General features: G+C 68.3%; 19 protein-coding genes. 6 read left to right on the top strand and 13 right to left on the bottom strand.

Features of this window, described 5'->3' with window-relative positions; translation table 11 throughout:
• Nucleotides 1-30: 30 nt before the first annotated feature.
• Nucleotides 31-798: a gamma-glutamyl-gamma-aminobutyrate hydrolase family protein gene (locus B0684_RS08890; RefSeq protein WP_018650570.1), complete on the top strand. Its 768-nt coding sequence runs from the start codon at nt 31-33 to the stop codon at nt 796-798.
• Between the two features lie 39 nt (nt 799-837).
• Here the strand turns inward: B0684_RS08890 and msrA are convergent, their stop codons facing one another.
• From msrA to def, 13 genes are read right to left on the bottom strand one after another with little or no spacing between them, the layout of a single operon-like run.
• Nucleotides 838-1,470 carry a peptide-methionine (S)-S-oxide reductase MsrA gene (gene msrA / locus B0684_RS08885; protein WP_018650571.1) on the bottom strand — a complete coding sequence of 211 codons (633 nt, stop codon included), beginning with the start codon at nt 1,468-1,470 and terminating at the stop codon, nt 838-840.
• 11 nt (nt 1,471-1,481) lie between these two features.
• Nucleotides 1,482-2,642: a PQQ-dependent sugar dehydrogenase gene (locus B0684_RS08880; protein ID WP_026313099.1), complete on the bottom strand. Its 1,161-nt coding sequence runs from the start codon at nt 2,640-2,642 to the stop codon at nt 1,482-1,484.
• A gap of 42 nt (nt 2,643-2,684) precedes the next feature.
• On the bottom strand, nt 2,685-3,512 hold the full coding sequence (locus B0684_RS08875; RefSeq protein ID WP_018650573.1) for a DNA-formamidopyrimidine glycosylase family protein: 828 nt from the start codon (nt 3,510-3,512) through the stop codon (nt 2,685-2,687).
• Nucleotides 3,513-3,522: 10 nt separating this feature from the next.
• Complete coding sequence (locus tag B0684_RS08870; protein WP_018650574.1) at nt 3,523-4,500, bottom strand: LpxL/LpxP family acyltransferase; 978 nt, start codon at nt 4,498-4,500, stop codon at nt 3,523-3,525.
• Complete coding sequence (locus B0684_RS08865) at nt 4,497-4,856, bottom strand: tetratricopeptide repeat protein (RefSeq protein ID WP_018650575.1); 360 nt, start codon at nt 4,854-4,856, stop codon at nt 4,497-4,499. The genes B0684_RS08870 and B0684_RS08865 overlap by 4 nt, the downstream gene beginning before the upstream one ends.
• A 40-nt stretch (nt 4,857-4,896) precedes the next feature.
• Nucleotides 4,897-6,351, bottom strand: a complete 1,455-nt coding sequence (locus tag B0684_RS08860) for a TrkH family potassium uptake protein (protein ID WP_018650576.1) — start codon at nt 6,349-6,351, stop codon at nt 4,897-4,899.
• Between the two features lie 13 nt (nt 6,352-6,364).
• Complete coding sequence (gene trkA / locus B0684_RS08855) at nt 6,365-7,744, bottom strand: Trk system potassium transporter TrkA (protein ID WP_018144642.1); 1,380 nt, start codon at nt 7,742-7,744, stop codon at nt 6,365-6,367.
• Nucleotides 7,745-7,767: 23 nt separating this feature from the next.
• A complete protein-coding gene (locus tag B0684_RS08850) occupies nt 7,768-9,147 on the bottom strand; it encodes a sigma-54-dependent transcriptional regulator (RefSeq protein ID WP_018144643.1) in 1,380 nt (459 codons plus the stop codon).
• Nucleotides 9,144-11,345, bottom strand: coding sequence for an ATP-binding protein (locus B0684_RS08845; RefSeq protein WP_018144644.1), 2,202 nt, complete (start codon nt 11,343-11,345; stop codon nt 9,144-9,146). Before B0684_RS08845 ends, B0684_RS08850 begins: the two co-directional genes overlap by 4 nt.
• Nucleotides 11,330-11,908, bottom strand: a complete 579-nt coding sequence (locus B0684_RS08840) for a DUF4390 domain-containing protein (protein ID WP_018168358.1) — start codon at nt 11,906-11,908, stop codon at nt 11,330-11,332. Before B0684_RS08840 ends, B0684_RS08845 begins: the two co-directional genes overlap by 16 nt.
• The gene (gene rsmB / locus B0684_RS08835) at nt 11,908-13,266 is read right to left on the bottom strand and encodes a 16S rRNA (cytosine(967)-C(5))-methyltransferase RsmB (protein ID WP_018168359.1); all 1,359 of its coding nucleotides are present in this window, start codon (nt 13,264-13,266) and stop codon (nt 11,908-11,910) included. The genes B0684_RS08840 and rsmB overlap by 1 nt, the downstream gene beginning before the upstream one ends.
• Nucleotides 13,266-14,231, bottom strand: a complete 966-nt coding sequence (gene fmt / locus B0684_RS08830; RefSeq protein WP_018168360.1) for a methionyl-tRNA formyltransferase — start codon at nt 14,229-14,231, stop codon at nt 13,266-13,268. Before fmt ends, rsmB begins: the two co-directional genes overlap by 1 nt.
• On the bottom strand, nt 14,231-14,764 hold the full coding sequence (gene def, locus B0684_RS08825) for a peptide deformylase (RefSeq protein ID WP_018168361.1): 534 nt from the start codon (nt 14,762-14,764) through the stop codon (nt 14,231-14,233). The genes fmt and def overlap by 1 nt, the downstream gene beginning before the upstream one ends.
• Nucleotides 14,765-14,906: 142 nt before the next feature.
• On the opposite strand from def, the gene B0684_RS08820 reads away from it, so the two are divergent.
• The 5 genes from B0684_RS08820 to tsaC all read left to right on the top strand — a co-directional run bounded on the left by B0684_RS08820 (nt 14,907) and on the right by tsaC (nt 20,994).
• Nucleotides 14,907-16,073, top strand: a complete 1,167-nt coding sequence (locus B0684_RS08820; protein ID WP_018168362.1) for a LysM peptidoglycan-binding domain-containing protein — start codon at nt 14,907-14,909, stop codon at nt 16,071-16,073.
• A 21-nt stretch (nt 16,074-16,094) separates the two neighbouring features.
• Nucleotides 16,095-17,210: a DNA-processing protein DprA gene (gene dprA / locus B0684_RS08815; protein WP_077277012.1), complete on the top strand. Its 1,116-nt coding sequence runs from the start codon at nt 16,095-16,097 to the stop codon at nt 17,208-17,210.
• A complete protein-coding gene (locus B0684_RS08810; protein ID WP_018144651.1) occupies nt 17,207-17,692 on the top strand; it encodes a Smg family protein in 486 nt (161 codons plus the stop codon). The genes dprA and B0684_RS08810 overlap by 4 nt, the downstream gene beginning before the upstream one ends.
• A 139-nt stretch (nt 17,693-17,831) precedes the next feature.
• Entirely contained in the window at nt 17,832-20,402 is a 2,571-nt protein-coding gene (locus tag B0684_RS08805; RefSeq protein ID WP_018650578.1) for a DNA topoisomerase I, read from the top strand.
• A complete protein-coding gene (gene tsaC / locus B0684_RS08800; protein ID WP_018650579.1) occupies nt 20,389-20,994 on the top strand; it encodes an L-threonylcarbamoyladenylate synthase type 1 TsaC in 606 nt (201 codons plus the stop codon). Before B0684_RS08805 ends, tsaC begins: the two co-directional genes overlap by 14 nt.
• Nucleotides 20,995-21,008: the final 14 nt, after the last annotated feature.

The raw sequence follows: 21,008 nt of genomic DNA, 5'->3' as shown, positions 1-21,008 counted from the left end.
AGCCGGGTCACGCCCCAAGCCCGTCGCCCGGTGATCGCGATCACCGGGCCGGACCAGGGCGGGGGTCCGGCCTGGCTGTTCACCGCCCTGGCGGTGTGGCGCGCGGGAGGCCGCCCTTTGCGGTTGCGCCCGGGAAAGCCGCGCGGCCGTTGCCCGTTCGACGGACTGATCGTGGGCGGCGGGGCGGATGTCGACCCCGAGCTCTACGGCGAGACCCTGCCCGACGGGCCGGATGCGGCGGCCATCCGCCAGGCGGAGCGCCGCCTCTCGCAACGGCTGATCGGCTATCTCTTCTACCCGGCCCTGTGGCTGCTGCGCCGGCTGTTCCAGTCGCACGGCGGGGTACTGGACGTCGACCGCGACCGCCTGGAGAAGGCCCTGATCCACCGCGCGCTGGACGATCACCGCCCGATCCTCGGCATCTGCCGCGGCATGCAGCTGGTCAACGTGGTGCGCGGCGGCACGCTGCAGCGCGACCTGGCCGAGTTCTACGTGGAAACACCGCAGGCCCGCAGCCTGTTGCCGGTCAAGCCGGTCCAGCTGGAGCCGCGCAGCCACCTGGCCGACATCCTGGGCGACGCCACGCTGCACGTGAACGCCCTGCACAATCAGGCGGTGGATGGCCTGGGTCGCGGGCTAAGGGTCGCCGGCCGCGAGAGCAGCGGCGTGGTACAGGCGATCGAAGCCGACCGCGGCTGGTGCATCGGCGTGCAGTGGCACCCGGAATACCTGCCCCAGAAGCGCCGCCACCAGCGTCTGTTCCACGCCCTCGTTCAGGCCGCCGCCAACAACGGCTAAAACCCGATTCACCAAGAAGACACGAAGAAGGGCAGGCGCTCAGGCCGGGTACGGCACGGAGAGGCCGCCGAGGCCGCAGTAGCCGTGGGGGACCTTGGCCAGGTATTGCTGGTGATCCTCTTCGGCGAAATAGAACGCCGGCCCTTCGCCGATCTCGGTGGTGATCGTTCCGCCCCGTGCCTTGTCCAGCGCGGCCTGGAAGCGTTGGCGGCTGGTCTCGGCGGCCGCCAGCTGGTCCGCATCGGTGGTGTAGATCGCGGAGCGGTACTGGGTACCGACGTCGTTGCCCTGGCGCATGCCCTGGGTCGGGTCGTGGCCTTCCCAGAAGGTGCGGAACAGCGCATCCAGGTCGACTCGCCGCGGATCGAATACCACACGCACCAGCTCGGTGTGCCCGGTCTGGCCGCTGCATACCTCGCGATAGGTCGGATTCGGGGTATAGCCCCCACCGTAACCGACGCTGGTGGAGTACACCCCGTCCAGCTGCCAGAACAGGCGCTCGGCGCCCCAGAAGCAGCCCATGCCGAACTGGATCACCTGCATGCCCTCGGGGTACGGCGGTGCCAACGGGGTTCCCAGCACCATGTGGCGCCCGGGCACCGGCATCGGCTCCTCGCGCCCGGGCAAGGCCTGCTCGGGCGCAGGCATGCGCGGCTCGGAAAATGCGAACATCGGCGACTCCATCAGTCAGCCGGGGTGAGCCGGATCAGCTCCCCCGGGTTGTGGTCGGTAAGTACGTAGATTGCGCCCTCGTGCACGCGCACGTCGCGCACACGGCGATCCAGATCCGGCAGCACCTCGGACTCATTGACCAGGTCGCGCCCGTCGAAGGTCAGGCGGCGCAGCGTCTGGTGCGCCAGTCCGCCGACCAGCAGGTCACCATCCCAGTCGGCAAAGGCCGGATCGCGCAGGATCGCCATGCCGGACGGGGCAATGGAAGGCGTCCAGTGATGCAGCGGTGACTCCATCCCCTCCTTCTCGGTCAGACCCTCGCCCACCTGGCCGCCACGGTATTCCTCGCCGTGGGTAATGACCGGCCAGCCGTAGTTCAGGCCAGGTTCGATGATGTTGACCTCGTCACCCCCGCGCGGGCCATGCTCGTTCTGCCAGAAGGTGCCGGTCTCGGGGTCCATCACCATGCCCTGCGGGTTGCGCACACCCCAGGCCCAGATCTCCGGGCGGGCGTCGGGTTCATCCACCAACGGGTTGTCATCCGGCACCGAACCATCGTCATGCAGCCGGATGATGCTGCCGATATGGGTGGAGGTGTCCTGCGCATGATCGCGATCGCCGCGGTCACCCACGCTGATGTACACGTACCCGGCCTGGTCAAACACGATGCGGCTGCCGAAGTGGCGGCCGCCGCTGACACCCGGCTCGGCGGTGAACAATGTCTCCACGTCCTGCAGCTCGCCATCCTGGAAGCGCCCACGCGCCAGGCGGGTCGTCAGTCCGCTCTCCACGCTCGCCGAGTAGGTGAAGTACAGCCAGCGGTTGTCGGCGAAATTGGGGTGCAGCGCAAGATCCAGCAGCCCGCCCTGGTTGCGCGCCTGCAGGTCGTCCGGCAACCCCGGGACCAGCGCGCCCCGCCCGTCGAAGGACTCGGCGTCCTCGAACCAGCGCAGGGTGCCCGGGCGTTCGCTGATCAGTGCACCGCCGTCGGGCAGGAAGGCGATGGCCCAGGGGTGATTCAGTTCCTCGTGCAGCACGCTGACCTGCAGATCCTGCTGCCCGCCCTCCAGGCCCTCGGCCGAGACCCCGGAGGACCCGGTGCATGCCACCAGAAGGCTCACGGTCATGGGAACCACCGTTGCACGTCCCAGGATATGTTTGCGCTTGCTCATGGTTCGCTCCTTGTTCGGTCCGATGTCCATTGGTACCTGCGTTCAGGCGGCGGGTTCCCTCGGCTGGCAGACAGGGCACCAGTACGTCGAGCGGCCGTGTTCGCCCAGCAGGGCAGATTCGACCGGTGCGCCGCACTGCCGGCAGGGCTCGCCACGGCGGCCATAGACGTTCAGGAACGCTCCCTCCTCCGCGCGCTCGCGGGTGATGCGCGGACCCGGCTTCAGGTTGCGCCGCAGCAACCGCTCGGCATCGCGGTACAGCCCCGCCAGCACCCGCTGCGACACCTGCCCGAGAGGCCACAGCGGGTGACAGCCTTGCAGGAACAGCACCTCTGACTTGTAGATGTTTCCGATGCCCGCCGCCAGCGACTGATCCAGCAGCACATCCAGGATCGGGCGCGCCGGGTCCGCGACGGTCCGCACCCGTATGACCACGGCATCCAGGTCGATCGCCGGGTCCAGCAGATCAGGGCCGACACGGGCATCCAGACGCGGGACATCCGCCGCCCCCGCCGTGCGCGGGCGCCACTGCAGCTCGCGAGGATGAAAACAGACCAGCACCCGCTCCGGGAGGCTGAGGACGGCCCAGGCACTGGAGGCCGGCTTGTGCCAGGCGACACCCGGGGCGTACTGATGCCAGGTCCCGTACATGCCCAGGTGGGTGCGCAACTGCCACGGCCGGCCATCCGCAGCTGCAAGATCCAGCAACAAGTGCTTGCCCCGGGCCTGCACGGTCCCGGCGGTCATCGCGCCATGCTCGAGCAACGGATCGCCGCGCCGGGTGCGGGTCGCTACCGCAGTCAGCGTTGCGCCCTCCAGTACCGGCCGCAACGCGGCGGCCAGCTTGTGGATCGTGTCGCCCTCGGGCATGAGGGCGGGATCAGCGCTCGCGCGCGGGGTACAGGCGCGGCTCGCCCTCGGGCCGGGTGCGGAACAGGCGCATGGACCACAGGTACTGCGCCGGGGCCTGCTCGATGCCACGCTCGATGGCGGCGTTCATCTGCCGCGCATCGACGGCATCATCCCCCGAGGGATAGTCTTCCAGGGGCGGCCACAGGCGCATCACGTACTGGTCCGCCGCCGCGTCATACCAGGCGAAGCTGGGCAGGACCGCCGCCTTCGACATGCGCGCCAGACGCGCCAGCGCGGTCAGCGTGGCCTTCTGCACACCGAAGAAATCCACGAATACCGCGCCCTCGGCGCCTAGGTCCTCGTCCGGCAGGTAATAGAAGAAGCGACCGCGCTTGAGCTGGCGAATGGCCGGGCGCAGGCCCTGGTCGCGGGCGAAGATATCGCCGGAATAGCGCGTGCGGCTGCGGTGGTTGATCCACTCCAGCACCGGGTTCTTCATCGGCTTGGCGAAGGACACGCCGTCGAACATCTGACTCATGCGCACACCGCCGTAATCCAGCCCCAGGGAATGCGGCGCCAGGATGATCACTGGCGTCCCGCCGGAGCGCAGGCGCTCGTAGTGCTCCAGACCCTCGATGCGAATGCGGGCGGCGTGCTGGCCGGGCTTGCCGAACCACAGCAACCCGTAGTCCAGCGCCGTCTGCGCCTGGTAGCGGTAATAGGCCTCCAGGCGCTGGGCGCGCTCCGCGGCGCTCATCGCCGGGAAGCACAGCTCCAGGTTGCGCTCGACCACCGCCCGACTGCGCCCGGCCAGCCGGCGAATCAGCCGGCCCAGCCCGCCGGCGAGACCGCGCACGGCCGGGCGCGGCAACTCCTGCAGCACCCAGGCCAGGCCCAGCAACAGCCAGCTGCCCCAGTAACGCGGGGCGAAGTGCGCGGCGGTCAGCGGGGCCTGGTAGGCACCAGCGTCCTCGCGCCGCCCGGTTTCGTCGTCGACAGCGCTCATGCGCCCCCGGTACCGTCGCCGGGCCCGTCCGTGGCGGCCTGCTGCTTGCGGGCGCGCTTGGCGTAGACCTCCATCTCCTTCGCGGCCTGCAGATCACCCTTCTCGGTGGCCACGCGGATACCGCGCTCGCAGGTGGACAGGGCCGACTCGGGGCGCTCCAGCTCCACCAGCGTCTTCGCCAGCAGCTTCCAGGCCGCGGAATAACCGCCGTCCAGATCCAGCGCCCGCTGCAGATGGGGCACTGCGGCCTCCAGCTGGCCATCGGTCGCCAGGGCATTGCCCAGCGAGAAACGCAGCATGGCGGAATCCTGACCGCCATCGAGCATATTCTGGAAGCGTTCGATCATGTCGCTCATGGGGTACCTCCCTCGGCGCGTGCCGATACGTACAGTCAGGCTAACGCCGCCAGAAGGCGGGCGACAGAAGCACCAGCACGGTAAAGATTTCCAGGCGCCCCATCAGCATCGCAACCACCAGGACCCACTTGCTGAAGTCGTTGATGGAGGCATAGTTCGCGCCCACCTCGCCCAGACCGGGACCCAGGTTGTTCAGCGAAGCGGCCACTGCCGAGAACGAGGTGACCTGATCCAGACCGGTCACCATCAGCAACAGCATCATCACAACGAACACCATCACGTAGGCCGCCAGGAAGCCCCACACCGCCTGCACGACGCGATCCGGGGCCTCCTTCCCGTTGACCTTCACGGCGATCCGCGCGTGCGGGTGGATCAGACGCTTGATCTCGCGCAGCCCCTGCTTCACCAGCAGCAGCACGCGGATGACCTTCATGCCGCCGCCGGTGGAACCGGTACTGGCCCCGATGAACGAGAGGAAGATCAGCAGCACTGGCAGAAAGCCTGGCCACAGGTAGAAGCTGTCGGTGGCATAGCCCGTCGTGGTCGCAATGGACACCACGTGGAAGATGCCCTTGCGCAGAGCCTCCGCAGGGTCACCGACGAAGCCGGTCCAGAGCATGAAGGTCACCACGATCACGCTGGCCACGGCCAGCAGCAGCAGGTAGGTCCGCAGTTCCTCGTCGTGACGATAGGGGGCAACGGTGGCGCGATGGATCACCAGGAAGTGCAGGGCGAAGTTCATCCCCGCGATGATCATGAAGACGATGGCAACGCTCTCGATCAGGGCACTGTCGAAGTGGCCGATGCTGGCGTCATAGGTCGAGAAGCCGCCGATCGCGATGGTCGAGAAGGCATGTGCGACCGCATCGAAGGCATCCATGCCGGCGGCCCAGTAGGCCAGCGCGCAGGCCACGGTCAGGCCCAGGTAGATGTACCAGAGGTTGCGCGCGGTCTCGGCGATACGCGGCGTCAGCTTGTTGTCGCGGATCGGCCCCGGGGTCTCGGCCTTGAACAGCTGCATGCCGCCCACGCCCAGAAGCGGCAGGATGGCCACCGCCAGCACGATGATCCCCATACCGCCCATCCACTGCAGCTGCTGGCGATACCACAGCAGCGCCCGCGGCAGATCATCCAGCCCGGTCAGCACCGTGGCGCCGGTCGTGGTCAGCCCGGACATCGACTCGAAGGCGGCATCGGTGAAGGACACGTGCAGGTTCGGATCGAGGTACAGCGGTGTCGCCCCGGCGATCCCCAGTCCCAGCCAGAACAGCACCACCAGGATGAAGCCGTCGCGCGCCTGCAGGTCCTGGCGCATGCGGTACAGCGGCGCCCACAGCAGACCGCCCATCAGCAACAGGAGGGCGAAGGCCTGCAGGAACACATACGCGGTGGACTCCCCGTACAGAAAGCCGATGGCCGCCGGCGGCAGCATCGCCAGACTGAACAGCGTCAGCAGGACACCCAGCAGCCGGGCCGTGGAGGCGAGATGGAGCATCCGCGCGCTCCGCCTAGAAGAACAGCGCCGTGGGCTGGAACAGGCGCTGCACCTGCTTCACCTTGCGCCGATCGGTCACGAACAGAATCACGTGGTCGCCGGCCTCGATGACCGTGTCGCGATGGGGGATGATGACCTCCTCGCCCCGCACCACCGCTCCGACGCGAGTGCCCTCGGGAAAGTCGATCTCGTCGATCCGGCGGCTGACCACCTGCGACGTCCGGGCATCGCCGTTGACCACGGTCTCGATCGCCTCGGCCGCACCGCGGCGCAGGGCATGCACGGTGGCGGTTCCGCCCTCGCGCACCCGCGCCAGCAGCGCACCGATGGTCGCCTGCTGTGGCGAGATCGCGACATCGATGGTCCCGCTTTGCAGCAGGTCCACGTAACTCGGCCGATTGATCAGCGACATCACCTTGCGCACGCCCCAGCGCTTGGCCAGCATCCCGGCGAAGATGTTCGCCTGGTCGTCGTTGGTGACCGCGCAGAACACGTCGCTGTGCTCGACGTTGATGGATTCGAGGAAGCGGTCATCCGAGCTGTCCCCGTGCAGCACCAGGACATTGCTGGGTAGCGTCCGCGCCAGATGATCGGCACGTTCGGAATCGCGTTCGATCACCTTGACCCGGTAGCGCTTGCTGAGCGTCTCGGCCAGGCGCTCGCCGATGTTGCCGCCACCGGCCACCATGATTCGCTTGTAGGGCTTTTCCAGCTTGCGCAGCTCCGAGGTCACCGCGCGGATGTTCTTCTTCGCCGCGACGAAGAACACCTCGTCATCGGCCTCGATCACCGTGGAACCATCCGGCTGGATCGAGCGATCCTTGCGGAAGATCGCGGCCACCCGGGTCTGGATGCCCGGCATGTCGTTTTGCAGATTCTTCAGCTCGTGCCCGACCAGCGGGCCCCCGTAGTAGGCGCGCACCCCCACCAGCGAAACTCGGCCCTCGGCGAATTCCAGCACCTGGAGCGAACCGGGGTGCTCGATCAGGCGCTGGATGTGGCTGGTCACGATGGCCTCGGGCGAGATCAGCATGTCCACCGGCATCGCGTCCTGGGCGAACAGCGCCGGGGTCTCGTGGTAGTCGCGGGCCCGCACCCGGGCGATCTTGGTCTCGATATTGAACAGCGTGGAGGCCACCTGGCAGGCGACCATGTTGGTCTCGTCCGAGTTGGTGACCGCGATCAGCATGGACGCGTCCTGCGCACCGGCTGCCTCCAGCACCGAGGGGTGCGCGGCAAAGCCGTGCACGGTCTTGATGTCGAAACGATCCTCCAGCTCCGCCAGCATCTCGGCGCGGTAATCGACCACCGTAATGTCGATCCCGTCGGCGCTCAGCGCCTCCGCCAGCGACTGCCCGACCTGCCCGGCCCCGAGGATGATGATGTGCTTCATGCGTCTCCCGTCCCGGAGCAGGTTCAGCTATCGGTTTTCACGCGCTTGGGGTCGATCCCCAGCGCCTTGAACTTGCGGTACAGGTGCGTGCGCTCCAGCCCCACCCGTTCCGCCAGGCGCGTCATGTTGCCCTCGGAGCGCTCCAGCTGTTGCTGCAGGTATTCGCGCTCGAACTGTTCGCGCGCCTCGCGCAGCGGCAGATCGGGGATGGCGACCGTCCCCTCGCCGCCCTCCTCGGCGCGCTGCGGCTGCCCGCTGAGGGTACGCTCCACCTCGTCGCGGGTGATCTCGTCGCCCGAGCCCAGGATCATCAGCCGCTGCACCAGGTTGCGCAGTTCGCGCACGTTGCCCGGCCAGTGGTACTGCTGCAGCCGTTCCAGGGCCGGACGCTGGAAGGCGCGCGGCGGCAGCCCCTCCTGCTGGTGCAGGTGGCGCATATGACACTCCAGCAGTTCCGGGATGTCTTCGGGGTGCTCGCGCAGGGGCGGGATGGTCAGTGGCAGGACATTCAACCGGTAGTACAGGTCCTCGCGGAAGTGGCCCTGCTTGACCGCCTCGGCCAGGTCGTACTGACTCCCTGCGATCACGCGCACGTTCACGCTGATGGGCTGGTTGCCGCCGATGCGGGTGATGCGCTGGGTATCCAGCGCATGCAGCAACCGCCCCTGGGTCTGCAGATCCATCTCCGCGACCTCGTCCAGGAACAGCACGCCACCCGCCGCCTGCTCCAGCAGGCCATAGCGCACATGTTCTCCCTGCTCGCTGCCGAACAGCTCGGCGATCGCCTCCTCGCCCGAGAGCGACCCCACCGAGACCACGATGAACGGGCTCTCGCGGCGCGCGCTGCGCGCATGCAGCAGCCGCGCGAAGGTCTGCTTGCCAACGCCTGGCTCGCCGGTGATCAGCACCCAGGTATCGTGCTGCGCCATGCGCTGCACCTGGTCGCGCAGGTTCACCATGGTGGCGCTGTCGCCCACCGGGTCGGCCACCGTACCGGCGTGGCGCTTCAGGCCCACGTTCTCGCGCTGCAGGCGTGCGGCCTCCAGGGCATTGTTCAGGGTGATCAACAGCTTGTCGATGGACAACGGCTTCTCGATGAAGTCGTAGGCGCCCAGGCGCGTGGCATCCACAGCGGTCTCGACGTTGCCGTGACCGGAGATCATCACCACCGGGCAGGGCAGCCCCTCGTCATCGCCCCACTCCTTGAGCAGGGAGATCCCGTCACCGTCCGGCATCCAGACATCCAGCAGGATCAGGTCCGGGCGGCGACTGCGACGCTGTGCCTTGGCCTCGGCCACGGAGCCGGCGAGTGCTACCTGATAGCCCTCGTCCTCCAGCACATCCTGCAGCAACATGCGGATGTCCGGCTCGTCGTCGACCACGAGTATGTAGGCTTCGCTCATTCGGGCTCCTCGTGAACCACCGGACCATGCTCCACCGGGATGCGGATGCGGAAGACCGCCCCGCCCGGCCCGGACTCTGCATTATGGCACTCAATCATGCCGCCATGCTCCTCCACGATCTTCTGCGCGACGGCCAGACCGAGACCGGTTCCACGCGGCTTGTCGGTGGTGTAGGGCTCGAAGATGCGCTCGAGGAACTCCGGCTTGATGCCCGGGCCGGTGTCGATCACACGCAATTCGATATGCGGCCCGGCCGAGTCGTCGAGATACGCCGTGGCGACATGCACCTCCATGTCCTCGTGGCCCTCGCCCGCCTCCAGGGCGTTCTTGATCAGGTTGTGCAGCAACTGGCGCAGACGCCCGGCGTCGCCATGGATTCGCGGCAGGGACGCATCCAGCGTGACATCGACGCGCGAGCGCCCGTCCTGGTCCAGGTACAACTCGCAGACGTCCCGGATCAGCTGGTTCAGATCCACCGACGCGCGCTCCAGCTGCGGGGCCTGGGCATAGTCGCGGAAGGCGTTGACCAGGGTCTTCATCGCCTCCACCTGCTGCACGATGGTACCGGTGGCGCGATCCAGCACCTCGCGATCCGCCCCCTCCAGCACCTTGCCCAGACGCCGCGACAGGCGCTCGGCGGACAGCTGGATCGGGGTCAGCGGGTTCTTGATCTCGTGCGCCAGGCGGCGCGCCACCTCGCCCCAGGCGGCGTCACGCTGGGCCTTCAGGAACTCGGTCATGTCGTCGAACACGATCGCGTGCAGACCGCGGCTGGACCCCGAAGTCGGCAGCCACACGGCACGGGTCATCAGCACCTTGCGCCCGCTACGGGTGAACACCACCACCTGGCGCGACCATTCTTCTTCCTGGCGCACCAGGGCATCGCTGATCGCCTCGAAAAACTGCGCCACCAGCGGGCACTCGGCGCCCACCTCCGACATCACCCGGGTGCGCGCCCGCTGCAGGTCGCACTCCAGGATCTCGCTGGCCGCGGCGTTCGCGGTACGCAGGCGCAGGCTGCCATCCAGCGCCAGCACGCCGGAGCGCAAGTGTTGCAGCACGCTCTCCAGATAGGCGCGCTCGGCGTCCAGCAGGCGGCGGTTGCGTTCCGCCTCGTCGCGCGCCTCGTTCAGGGTGCGCGTCATGGTATTGAACGACTGCACCAGGAAACCCAGCTCGTCGGCGCGCTGCACCGCCAGGCGGGTGCTGTAGTCGCCCTGGGCGACCATGCGTGTGCCCTGCACCAGGTCGGAGATCGGGCGCACCATGCGCCGCGCCACCAGCAGCCCGGCCCAGAGCGCGGCCATCAGCGAGATCGCCAGCGCCAGTGAGAGGGTGAACACAAAGCCCTGGATCATCGGCCCGCGCAGGTAGGCGAATTCGCGATAGTCGGCGAAGGCGTCCTGCACCCGTAGCGACAACGCGCTCATGCGCGGGTCCACGGGATAGATACCCTGCAGGATACGGTTCTCCGAGCCCGGGCGGCGGCTGCTGGTGGTGGCCACCACGCGGATGATCAGCGAGCCGTCGGGCTGCGGCTCCAGCCGCGAATACGGCTGTTCCGGGCGTACCCGCATCAGAATGTCGGACCCGGGCGGGGTCGGCAGACGACGGATTGGGCTGTCGGTACTGGAGGCGATGATGCGGTTGTTGGAGCCGACCAGGGTCAGCTCCTGCGCCCCGACCTGGCGGCGATAGTCGTTCAGGGCCAGCGGCACCAGCCCCTCCGAGACCCCCTCGAGATCGCTCATCAGCTCCTGGGTCTCGTTCGCCAGCTGGCGCACCCGCAGATCCAGCGACGAGCGCGACAGCTCCAGCGCATCCTCCAGCGCCGACTCCACGCGCACGTCGAACCAGGAATCCACGCCCTCGTTCAGGAACTTGAAGGAGAAGTAATAGACAACGGACACCGGCAGGACCGCCACCAGCATGAACACCGCAACCAGGCGCAGGGTCAGCCGGCTGCCGGGGACCCCGCGGCGATACTGGATCGCCATGCGCGCGACCTGATAGATGATCAGCCCGCCCAGCGCCACCAGCACGGCGACGTGGAACACCAGCAGCCACAGAAACAGCTGCTCGAAGCGCGCCTGGTTCTGGGCGGCATCGCCCATCACCACCAGCGAGGTCAGCAGCAGCACGAACAGGAGCCCGATGCCGAACAGCCCCCACGGGAAGCCCCTCAGTCCAGCGACCATCGCCGCCACTCCTGTCGTGTCGTCAGATCACCGCGCAACCCGGCATCCAGCTGCAGGGGCAGAGGCAGCGCCGAGTACACCAGCATCAGGCGCGCCGCCAGGTCGAACTCCCCGGGATTCGGGCGCGCCGAAGCGGGAATGCCGTCCAGGCGCAGCCGGCCCAGCCGCCGGGCGACCTGGTCCAGGGCATCCCCCAGGGTCGGTTTCAGATCCATGCGCTCGTCGGTCACCGCGGTTACCAGGTAGTGCCGGTTCAGCGCAAAGTATTGCAGCTGGACCCGGCGGGTCTCGCTCGCCAGGGTGTCGCGCCCCACCCGGCGACCGCGCTCCAGACGGGTTTCCGCCTCGAACTCCAGGGTCACTCCGTTGGCCAGGGCAGCTTCCAGCACGGCGGGCAGACGCATGTCGATATCGAGACGCACCAGCACGGTGGTGTCGTCCAGCCACAGGTGATTGGCGCCGCGGATCTCCACCGCCGCGGCCGGCACAGGCAGCGCCAGCAGAGCAAACAGGCAGCACAGCGCCACGAAGGGCCCGCGCCACGGGGAGGCGCCGCTCGGCATCAGGGGGCCCGCTTCTCCAGGAGCGCATAGTAGAAGCCGTCACCGCCCTCGAGCCCCAGCGGCAGCGACACGCCGACCTCGCGCGGCCGGCCTCCGGGGATCCCCGCATCGCCATTCACGGGAAGTACCTGCGCATCCGCGGTCGCGGCCACGAACGGGGCCACAACGGCCTCGTTTTCCGGCGACAGCAGCGAGCAGGTGGCATACAGCAGCCGCCCGCCCGGGCGCAGCAGCTGCCAGGCGCCGGCCAGCAGGCGGGCCTGCTCCGCCGCCAGACGCGGGATGTCCTCGGCTCGGCGCAGGGTCTTGATATCCGGATGACGCCGGATCACGCCGGTGGCAGAACAAGGCACGTCCAGCAGGATCGCGTCGAAGGCCTGGCCGTCCCACCAGTCGTCGGCGGCCTCCAGGTCGGCGGCGACCAGCCGGGCGTCGAAGCCCAGCCGGTCGAGATTCTCGCGCACCTGCTCCAGGCGTTCCGGGTCGTTGTCCAGCGCGGTGAGGTCCAGTTGGCCACCGGCGCGCTCCAGAAGGTGCCCGGTCTTGCCGCCCGGGGCCGCACAGGCATCCAGCACCCGCTCGCCCGGCTGCGGATCCAGCAGGTGCCCGGCCCATTGCGCCGAGGCGTCCTGGACCGACAGCGCCCCGTCGGCAAACCCCGGCAGCGCCCCGACGTCGACCGGATTCTCCAGGGTCAGCGCGCTGGCGAGCACCGGGTGCGGCCGCGCCGGCGTCCCCGCAGCGGCCAGCGCCTCCAGCGCCGCCTCGCGGCTGCCGCGCTGCAGGTTCACCCGCAGGGTCATCGGCGCCGGCAGCGTCGAGGCCTCCAGCAACGCCTCCCAGTCCTCGGGCCAGGCGTCGCGAATCGCCTCCAGCAGCCACGCCGGAACCGCATAGCGCAGGCCCGGCTCCGCCTCGATCCGGGCGGCCAGCGCATCCTGCTCGCGCAGGGCACGGCGCAGAACCGCGTTGATCAGCCCCACCGCGCCGGGTCGATGGATCTCGCGCGCCAGCTCGGCCGTCTCGCGCACCGCCGCATGATCCCGCGTACCGAAATGCAGCACCTCGGCCAGGCCCTGCGCCAGCAGCACGCCGATCACGGCATCCTTCTTGCGCAGCGGTCGCTCGAGAAACCCGCCGACCAGCCCCTCCAGCTGCGGATACCAGCGCAGGGTGGTGTAGGCCAGGGCCTGCACCCAGGCGGCATCGCGCGACGCGAGCCCCTCGGTCACCAGCTCCACCGCCCGGGTCAGCGACTGCCCCTGCAGCACCACGCGCTCGACCGCCTCCAGCGCACGCTGACGCGGCGAACGCGAATCCACCCGCGAGGGCACCACACGCTTTTGCTTGCCTGCCATCAGACCGCCCCCGTCAGGGTCTGGCCAACCAGATCGGCATTACGAGCCCAGTCGGCCGCCGCGACCGGGCGACGTCCCGGCAGCTGCACCGTTTGCAGCCGCAGGATGCCGTCGCCCGTGGCCACGTCGACGCCGTCCACCCCAGTATTTCGAATCGTCCCCGGCGCCGCATCGGCCGGTTCGGCAAGAGGGGTCGCGTTAAACACCCGCACCACCTGCCCCTGCCAGCCGGTCTGGGCCACCGGCCAGGGGTTGAAGGCACGTACCTGGCGATCCAGGGCGACGGCCGGTTGCGACCAGTCCATCCAGGCCTCCTGTTTCTCCAGCTTGCGGGCATACGTGGCCTGCTCGTCATCTTGTGGCCAGGGCGCGGACTCGCCCGCGGCAATCGCCGGGAGCTGCTCGACCAGCAGTTCGGCGCCTTCACGGGCGAGAACGTCGTGCAGGCTTCCAGTGGTGGTCTCCGGTGTAATCGTCACACCCCGGCAGGCATGCACCGGGCCGGTATCCAGCCCCGGGGCCATCTGCATCAGGCAGACCCCGGTCTCGGCATCCCCCGCGAGGATGGCACGGTGAATCGGCGCCGCGCCGCGCCAGCGCGGCAGCAACGAGGCGTGGATATTGAGCCCCCCCAGCGGCGGGATCGCGAGCACCGCGCGCGGCAGGATCAGCCCGTAGGCCGCCACGATCAGGATATCCGGGCGCCAGGCCGCGAGCGCCGCCTGGGCCTCAGGGGTTTTGAGACTCTCCGGCTGCACCACCGGCAGCCCCGCGGCCTCGGCGACCTGCTTGACCGGCCCGGGGCGCAGCTTGCGCCCGCGCCCCGCCGGGCGGTCCGGCTGGGTGTAGACCGCGACCGGCGCATGCCCGCTCTCGATCAGGGCCTTCAGCGCCGGGACTGCAAAATCGGGCGTCCCGGCATAGACGATGCGCAGGGAGTCGACGTCCGTGTCCGCCACCCCCATCAGACCGCGGGGACCGCGGCCTTGTCACCCGCCCCGGTGCGGACGCCCTGCTTCTCCAGCTTCTTGCGAATGCGGCTGCGCTTCAGGCTGGACAGGTAATCGACGAACAGCTTGCCGTCGAGGTGGTCGATCTCGTGCTGGATGCACACCGCGAGCAGCCCGTCGATGTCCAGCTCGAAGGGCTGGCCATCGCGCCCCAGGGCGCGCACGCGGATGCGGTCGGCACGCTGCACCTTTTCGTAGAAACCGGGCACGGACAGGCAGCCCTCGTCCATCTCCTCCTCGCCGGAGGTTTCCAGGATCTCGGGGTTGATCAAGGCATGCGGCGCGCTCTGATCATCGGAGACATCCGCCACCAGCACTCGCTTTTGCACGTTGATCTGGGTGGCCGCCAGGCCAATGCCCGGGGCCTCGTACATGGTCTCGAACATGTCGTCCACCAGGGTACGGATCTCGTCATCCACCTCGGCGACCGGCTCGGCCCTCAGGCGTAGCCGGGGATCGGGGAAGTGCAGGATTTCACGCTTGGCCATGAAAAAACCTCAAACTTTGTACTGTACAGACGTCGCAATTCTGCTAACGTTGGACCGCAATATCCGCGGAGTTGCGTCATCCGACTGGGGCCGGGCCACAGGAAGGCTCGGGGAGCGCGCGGACCTGACAGGGGACACTAAAATGTACAAGACCAGGGCCACCACGACCTTCGTTCTGCCGGGCATTCTCTTCAGTGTAACGCTGTTGCTGAGCGCCTGCGCGGCCACGCCAGAGAATGGCAGCGCCGAAACGGCTGTATCCGACACCAGCGAAACGCAAGCTGCCGCCCGCGAGTCGCGCAACGCACTGGAACGACGCAGCTCCGCCGAGGCCGAGGCCGAGCCGGAGATCCGCGAATCCGCGCCGGAACGCTACGTCGTCAAGAAGGGCGACACGCTCTGGGATATCTCCGCGATGTTCCTGCAGGACCCCTGGTACTGGCCGGAGATCTGGCTGGTCAACCCCGAGATTGAGAACCCCCACCTGATCTATCCGGGTGACGTGCTGAGCATTCATTACGTGGATGGCCAGCCGCGCATCATGGTCGACGGCGGCCCGCGCGTGCGCCCGACCCATCGCCTGTCGCCCGAGGCCCGGGTGGTGGAGCGCGACGAGGACATCTCCCCCATCTCCACCCTGCAGTCGTTCATGTTCCGGCCGCAGGTGCTGGACGAAGAGACCCTGGAGAACGCGCCGTATGTCCTCGCCTCGCAGGACGAGCGCGTGATCTTCGGCCCCGGCGACCGCGTCTACGTGCGCAACGCCGAAGACACCGAACAGTACGAGCTCTACCACATCGTGCGCCACGACGGCATGCTGATCGACCCGGATACCGGCGAGGAGCTGGGCGTCGCGACCCTGCCGGTGGGCGAGGCGGAGATCATCGAGCCGGGCAACGTCGCCCGCGCCGATATCCGCAAGGGCGAACGCGAGGCCATCCGTGGCGACCGCCTGGTGCCGTATGCCGAAGAGCAGGACCGGCTGTTCGACATTGGCCGCGCGCCGGCCGGCGCCGAGGGCACGATCATCTCGCTGTTCGACGCCATCAGCCAGATCGGCCAGTTGCAGGCCGCCATCATCAACCGCGGCGAGCGCGACGGCATCGAGAACGGTCACGTCTTCGCGGCCTTCACCGCCGGACGCGAGGTGCGCGACCCGATCAGTGATCGCGCCAACGACGTGGTCACCCTGCCGGAAGAAGAAGTCGGCACCGTAATGGTCTTCCAGACCTTCGAGAAGGTCTCCTACGTGCTGGTAACCGAGGCCGAACGCACCCTGCGCGAGGGTGACAAGGTTCGCGCCCCCTGACCGGACTTGCGGCCCGGCTTCATGCGTGATGCCGAAACGGCGGCCGCTCCGCACCAGGACTGGCTACGCCTGATCAACACCCCCGGCCTCGGCCCGCGGCGCATGCTGCAACTGGTCGAGGCCTTCGGCACTCCGGGCAACGCCCTCGACGCCCCCACCGCCGAATGGCAGCGCGCGGGCATCGACCTCCGGCTGGACGATGCCGCGCGCCAGGCCCGCGACAAAGGGGCCGAAGCCGACCGGGCCTGGCTCGATGCCGATCCCCGGCATCACCTCCTGTGCCTCGACGACCCCGCCTATCCGCCCCTGCTGGCCGAGCTCCCCGACCCACCGCCAGTGCTGTACCTGAACGGCAACCCGGAACTGCTGCGCGCCCCGCAAGTGGGGATCGTCGGCAGCCGCGAGGCGACCCCGCAGGGCGAGCGCCTGGCCACGGCCGGGCTCACGGTCACCAGCGGCCTGGCGCGCGGCATCGACGGCGCGGCCCACGAGGGCGCCCTGGCCGCACCCGGCGGGCGCACCATCGCGGTGGTCGCCACCGGGCCCGACCGCATCTACCCCGCCCAGCATCGCCGGCTCGCCCATCGCATCGCGGACCATGGCCTGGTCGTCTCGTTATGGCCCACCGATACCCGGCCACTGGCGCGGAACTTCCCGCAGCGCAACCGGGTGATCAGCGGGCTTTCGCTGGCCACCCTGGTCGTCGAGGCGGCCCTGAAGAGCGGTTCGCTGATCACCGCGCGGCTGGCCGCCGAGCAGGGGCGCCAGGTCTATGCGGTCCCGGGCTCGGTACTCAGCCCCGCCAGCCGGGGCTGCCACCAACTGATCCGCGACGGCGCCCAACTGGTGGAGTCGGCCGACGAGATCCTCGACGACCTCGCGGACTGGCTAGGCGTGGCGCCCAACACCCCAGTTGTTCCGGCGGAACCCACCAGCGAACCGCTGGACCCGGAGCAGGAACGCGTGCTGAACGCGATGGGTTTCGACCCGGTCCCACTGGAAACCCTGCGCGAGCGCACCAAATTGACCATCGAACAGCTTTCATCCATGCTGGTTTTGCTTGAACTCCATGGCCGCGTGGCCGCCCTCGACCACGGGCGCTTCCAGCGCCTCGACGCAGGATCCCCCGAATCATGAACGAGAACGTGCTGGATGTGCTCATGTATCTCTTTGAGCACACCATCGACGAGGAATCCGACGAGGAGCCGGACCGCTCGGAACTGGAGCGCCACCTGGTGGAGGCCGGTTTCGCCCGGCGCGAGATCGATCGCGCCCTCGGCTGGCTGGACCGCCTGATGAGCGAGGCCCCGTTGGCAGGCCGCGGCGGGGACGGTGCCGCCCAGCGGATCTACGCCCCCGAGGAGCGCAAGCGCCTGGACACCGAGTCTCACGGCTTCCTGCTGCACCTGGAGCAGAACGGCCTGCTGACGGCCGGCACCCGCGAGCTGGTGCTGGATCGCGTCATGGAGCTGGATGCCGAGGAGATCGACCTCGACCAGCTGCGCTGGGTGGTGTTGATGGTGCTGTTCAACCAGCCCGACGACGCGATCGCCTATTCCCGCCTGGAAGAGGTCATGCGCGACGACTCGGGCCCCAGTGCCGTGGATTATCTGCACTGATCACCGTCTTTCGATGGTTACGCGGTAGCCACGGGCGTTTTCCTCATCTAGTCTTTAGCGCCCGTGAACCCGGTTGCATGCTTGCAACCGCCACCGCCCCGACACGGAACCCGCTGCCACGGAGACGGTCCCGAGCCACATGAGCAAGCACCTCGTCATTGTAGAGTCCCCCGCCAAGGGCAAGACCATCGAGAAGTACCTGGGTCCCGACTACCAGGTCCTCGCCTCGTATGGCCACGTACGCGATCTCGTACCCAAGGAGGGCGCGGTGGATCCGGAAGACGGCTTCCGGATGAAGTACGACATCATCGAGCGCAGCGAGAAACAGATCGAGGCGATCGCCAAGGCGCTGAAGAAGTCCGACGACCTGATCCTCGCGACTGACCCCGACCGTGAAGGCGAGGCGATCTCCTGGCACCTCCACGAGGTCCTGCGCGAACGCGGCCTGCTGGAAAACCGCGACGTGCACCGGGTGGTGTTCCACGAGATCACCAAGAAGGCGATCCAGGAAGCGATCGAGCACCCGCGCGACCTGGCCCAGCCGCTGATCGACGCCCAGCAGGCGCGCCGCGCGCTGGACTACCTGGTCGGCTTCAACCTCTCGCCGCTGTTGTGGCGCAAGATCAAGCGCGGCCTGTCCGCCGGGCGCGTGCAGAGTCCGGCCCTGCGCATGATTGCCGAGCGCGAGAACGAGATCGAGGCCTTCGTCGCACGCGAGTACTGGACGCTCGACGCCCTGACCGAGCGTCAGGGCCAGTCATTCACCGCGCGCCTGACCCACCTGGACGGCAACAAGCTGGACCAGTTCGACCTCAACAGCACCGAACTGGCGCACGACGCCCAGAAACGCCTGACCGACGCCGCCAGCGGCGAGCTCCGGGTCGCCAAGGTCGAGAAGAAGCAGCGCCGCCGCAACCCGGCCGCGCCGTTCACCACCTCGACCCTGCAGCAGGAGGCCTCGCGCAAGCTCGGCTTCACCGCCAGCCGCACCATGCGCACCGCCCAGCAGCTCTACGAAGGGATCGATCTGGGCTCCGGCGCGATCGGCCTGATCACCTACATGCGTACCGACTCGGTGGCCCTGGCCGGCGAGGCGATCGGCGAAATCCGCGGTCTGATCGAGGAGCGCTACGGGGCCAACAATGTCCCCGACAGCCCGCGCCAGTACAAGACCAAGTCCAAGAACGCGCAGGAGGCCCACGAGGCCATCCGCCCGACCTCCGTGCGCCACGTGCCGAACGAGATACGCGATCGCCTAAGCAGCGACCAGGCACGCCTGTACGACCTGATCTGGAAGCGCACCGTCGCCTGCCAAATGATCCACGCGACCTTCGACACCGTCGCTGCTGACCTGGTCCCGGGCGAGACCCAGCACCAGTTCCGCGCTACCGGCTCCACCCTGGTCGACCCCGGCTTCATCGCGGTCTACCAGGAGGGCCGCGACGACACGCAGGACGACGACGAGGACAAGCGCCTGCCGGAAATGGCCGAGGGCGACAGCGTCAAACTGAACGAAGTCACCGCCGACCAGCACTTCACCGAGCCGCCGCCGCGCTACACCGAGGCCAGCCTGGTGAAGACGCTGGAGGAATACGGGATCGGCCGCCCCTCTACCTACGCCAGCATCATCTCCACCCTGCAGTCGCGCGAGTACGTAGAGATGGATGGCAAGCGCTTCATCCCGACCGACACCGGCCGGATCGTGAACAGCTTCCTGACCCAGCACTTCGACCGCTACGTGGACTATGACTTCACCGCGAAGCTGGAAGACGAGCTGGATGCCATCTCGCGCGGCGAGAAGGACTGGGTCCCGGTGCTGGAAGCGTTCTGGGGCGACTTCCGCGACCGGGTGAAGGAAAAAGAAGAGAACGTGACCCGCGCCGAGGCCGTGCAATCGCGCGAGCTGGGCCCCGACCCGCAAAGCGGGCGCCCGGTCAGCGTACGCCTGGGCCGGTTCGGACCGATCGTGCAGATCGGCACCAAGGACGACGAGGAGAAGCCGCGCTTCGCCGGCCTGCTGCCCGGGCAGAAGATGGACAAGGTCACCCTCGAGGAGGCGCTGGAGCTGTTCAAGCTGCCGCGCGATCTCGGCGAGACCCCCGAGGGCGAACCGGTGATGGTCAACATCGGCCGCTTTGGCCCGTACGTGAAGTACGGCTCCAAGTACGCGTCGCTGGGCCCGGACGACGATGTCTGGAGCATCGAGCTGCCACGCGCGCTGGAGGTCGTCGCCGAGAAGAAGAAAAAGGACGCCGAACGCTTCATCAAGAGCTTCGACGCGGAAGGCATCCAGGTCCTGAACGGGCGCTACGGCCCCTACGTGACCGACGGCAACAAGAACGCCAAGATCCCGAAAGAGACCGACCCCAAGTCCCTGACGCTGGAACAGTGCCAGGAACTGATCGCCGCCGCCCCGGAACGCAAGGGCCGCGGACGCAAGGGGGCGACCAAGTCCACGGGCAAGACCGCTGCCAAGTCCTCTAGCAAGACCGAGGGCAAGACCGCCAGCAAGACGTCGGCCAAGTCGACCGCCAAGTCGACATCCGCGAAAAAACCGGCGACCAAGAAGAAGGCCACCGCCAGCAAGACGGGCGCGAAGAAGACCACCGCCAAGAAGACCCCGGCGAAGAAGTCGTCTACTGCGAAGTCCGCCGGCGCTGGCGACAACCGCCTGAGTGCCGAGCCCTCCGGCGATCGTGGATCGGAATAACGCCCCGCTGCTGACCGCCGAGATCGATCCCGTCGCGCACCACGTGCGCGACGGCGGGGTGATCGCCTACCCCACCGAGGCGGTCTTCGGCCTTGGCTGCCGCCCGGACGCGCCGGAGGCCATCGAACGCATCCTGACACTGAAGGGTCGACCGGCGGCCAAGGGGCTGATCGTGGTCAGCGACCGGCTCGACCGCCTTGCCCCCTGGCTGGCCCCGCTGCCCGCCGACCGCCAGGCCGAGATCGACGCGAGCTGGCCCGGCCCCACAACCTGGCTGCTACCCGTAACCCCTGACTGCCCCATCCTACTGCGTGGCGAACACGACAGCCTGGCCGTGCGCGTAACCGCCCATCCAGCCACACGTGCGCTGTGCGCCGCCGCCGACAACGCGCTGGTCTCGACCAGCGCGAACCGCGCCGGCGCGGAGCCCTGCCGCACCTGGGATTGCGTTACCTCACAACTCGGGGCGGGCATCGATGCGATCCTGCAGGCAGAATGTGGCGGGCGCGACGCCCCCAGCGCGATCCGCGACGCCCGCACCGGGGCCTGGCTCCGGGGTGGACCGGAACCCGACGCGAACACCCACCACTGATCAACCGGGACGCA

Source organism: Thioalkalivibrio versutus, assembly GCF_001999325.1.
Lineage (GTDB): Bacteria > Pseudomonadota > Gammaproteobacteria > Ectothiorhodospirales > Ectothiorhodospiraceae > Thioalkalivibrio > Thioalkalivibrio versutus.
The sequence above is the reverse complement of the archived record's forward strand: the minus strand, read 5'-3'. Positions and strand labels throughout refer to the sequence as shown.

Excerpts from the sequence above, each read along its gene's own strand:
- msrA (WP_018650571.1), bottom strand. The coding sequence starts at position 1,470 with ATGTTCGCATTTTCCGAGCCGCGCATGCCTGCGCCCGAGCAGGCCTTG.
- B0684_RS08880 (WP_026313099.1), bottom strand. The coding sequence starts at position 2,642 with ATGAGCAAGCGCAAACATATCCTGGGACGTGCAACGGTGGTTCCCATG.
- B0684_RS08875 (WP_018650573.1), bottom strand. The coding sequence starts at position 3,512 with ATGCCCGAGGGCGACACGATCCACAAGCTGGCCGCCGCGTTGCGGCCG.
- B0684_RS08870 (WP_018650574.1), bottom strand. The coding sequence starts at position 4,500 with ATGAGCGCTGTCGACGACGAAACCGGGCGGCGCGAGGACGCTGGTGCC.
- B0684_RS08865 (WP_018650575.1), bottom strand. The coding sequence starts at position 4,856 with ATGAGCGACATGATCGAACGCTTCCAGAATATGCTCGATGGCGGTCAG.
- B0684_RS08860 (WP_018650576.1), bottom strand. The coding sequence starts at position 6,351 with ATGCTCCATCTCGCCTCCACGGCCCGGCTGCTGGGTGTCCTGCTGACG.
- trkA (WP_018144642.1), bottom strand. The coding sequence starts at position 7,744 with ATGAAGCACATCATCATCCTCGGGGCCGGGCAGGTCGGGCAGTCGCTG.
- B0684_RS08850 (WP_018144643.1), bottom strand. The coding sequence starts at position 9,147 with ATGAGCGAAGCCTACATACTCGTGGTCGACGACGAGCCGGACATCCGC.
- B0684_RS08845 (WP_018144644.1), bottom strand. The coding sequence starts at position 11,345 with ATGGTCGCTGGACTGAGGGGCTTCCCGTGGGGGCTGTTCGGCATCGGG.
- B0684_RS08840 (WP_018168358.1), bottom strand. The coding sequence starts at position 11,908 with ATGCCGAGCGGCGCCTCCCCGTGGCGCGGGCCCTTCGTGGCGCTGTGC.
- rsmB (WP_018168359.1), bottom strand. The coding sequence starts at position 13,266 with ATGGCAGGCAAGCAAAAGCGTGTGGTGCCCTCGCGGGTGGATTCGCGT.
- fmt (WP_018168360.1), bottom strand. The coding sequence starts at position 14,231 with ATGGGGGTGGCGGACACGGACGTCGACTCCCTGCGCATCGTCTATGCC.
- def (WP_018168361.1), bottom strand. The coding sequence starts at position 14,764 with ATGGCCAAGCGTGAAATCCTGCACTTCCCCGATCCCCGGCTACGCCTG.
- B0684_RS08820 (WP_018168362.1), top strand. The coding sequence starts at position 14,907 with ATGTACAAGACCAGGGCCACCACGACCTTCGTTCTGCCGGGCATTCTC.
- dprA (WP_077277012.1), top strand. The coding sequence starts at position 16,095 with ATGCGTGATGCCGAAACGGCGGCCGCTCCGCACCAGGACTGGCTACGC.
- B0684_RS08810 (WP_018144651.1), top strand. The coding sequence starts at position 17,207 with ATGAACGAGAACGTGCTGGATGTGCTCATGTATCTCTTTGAGCACACC.
- B0684_RS08805 (WP_018650578.1), top strand. The coding sequence starts at position 17,832 with ATGAGCAAGCACCTCGTCATTGTAGAGTCCCCCGCCAAGGGCAAGACC.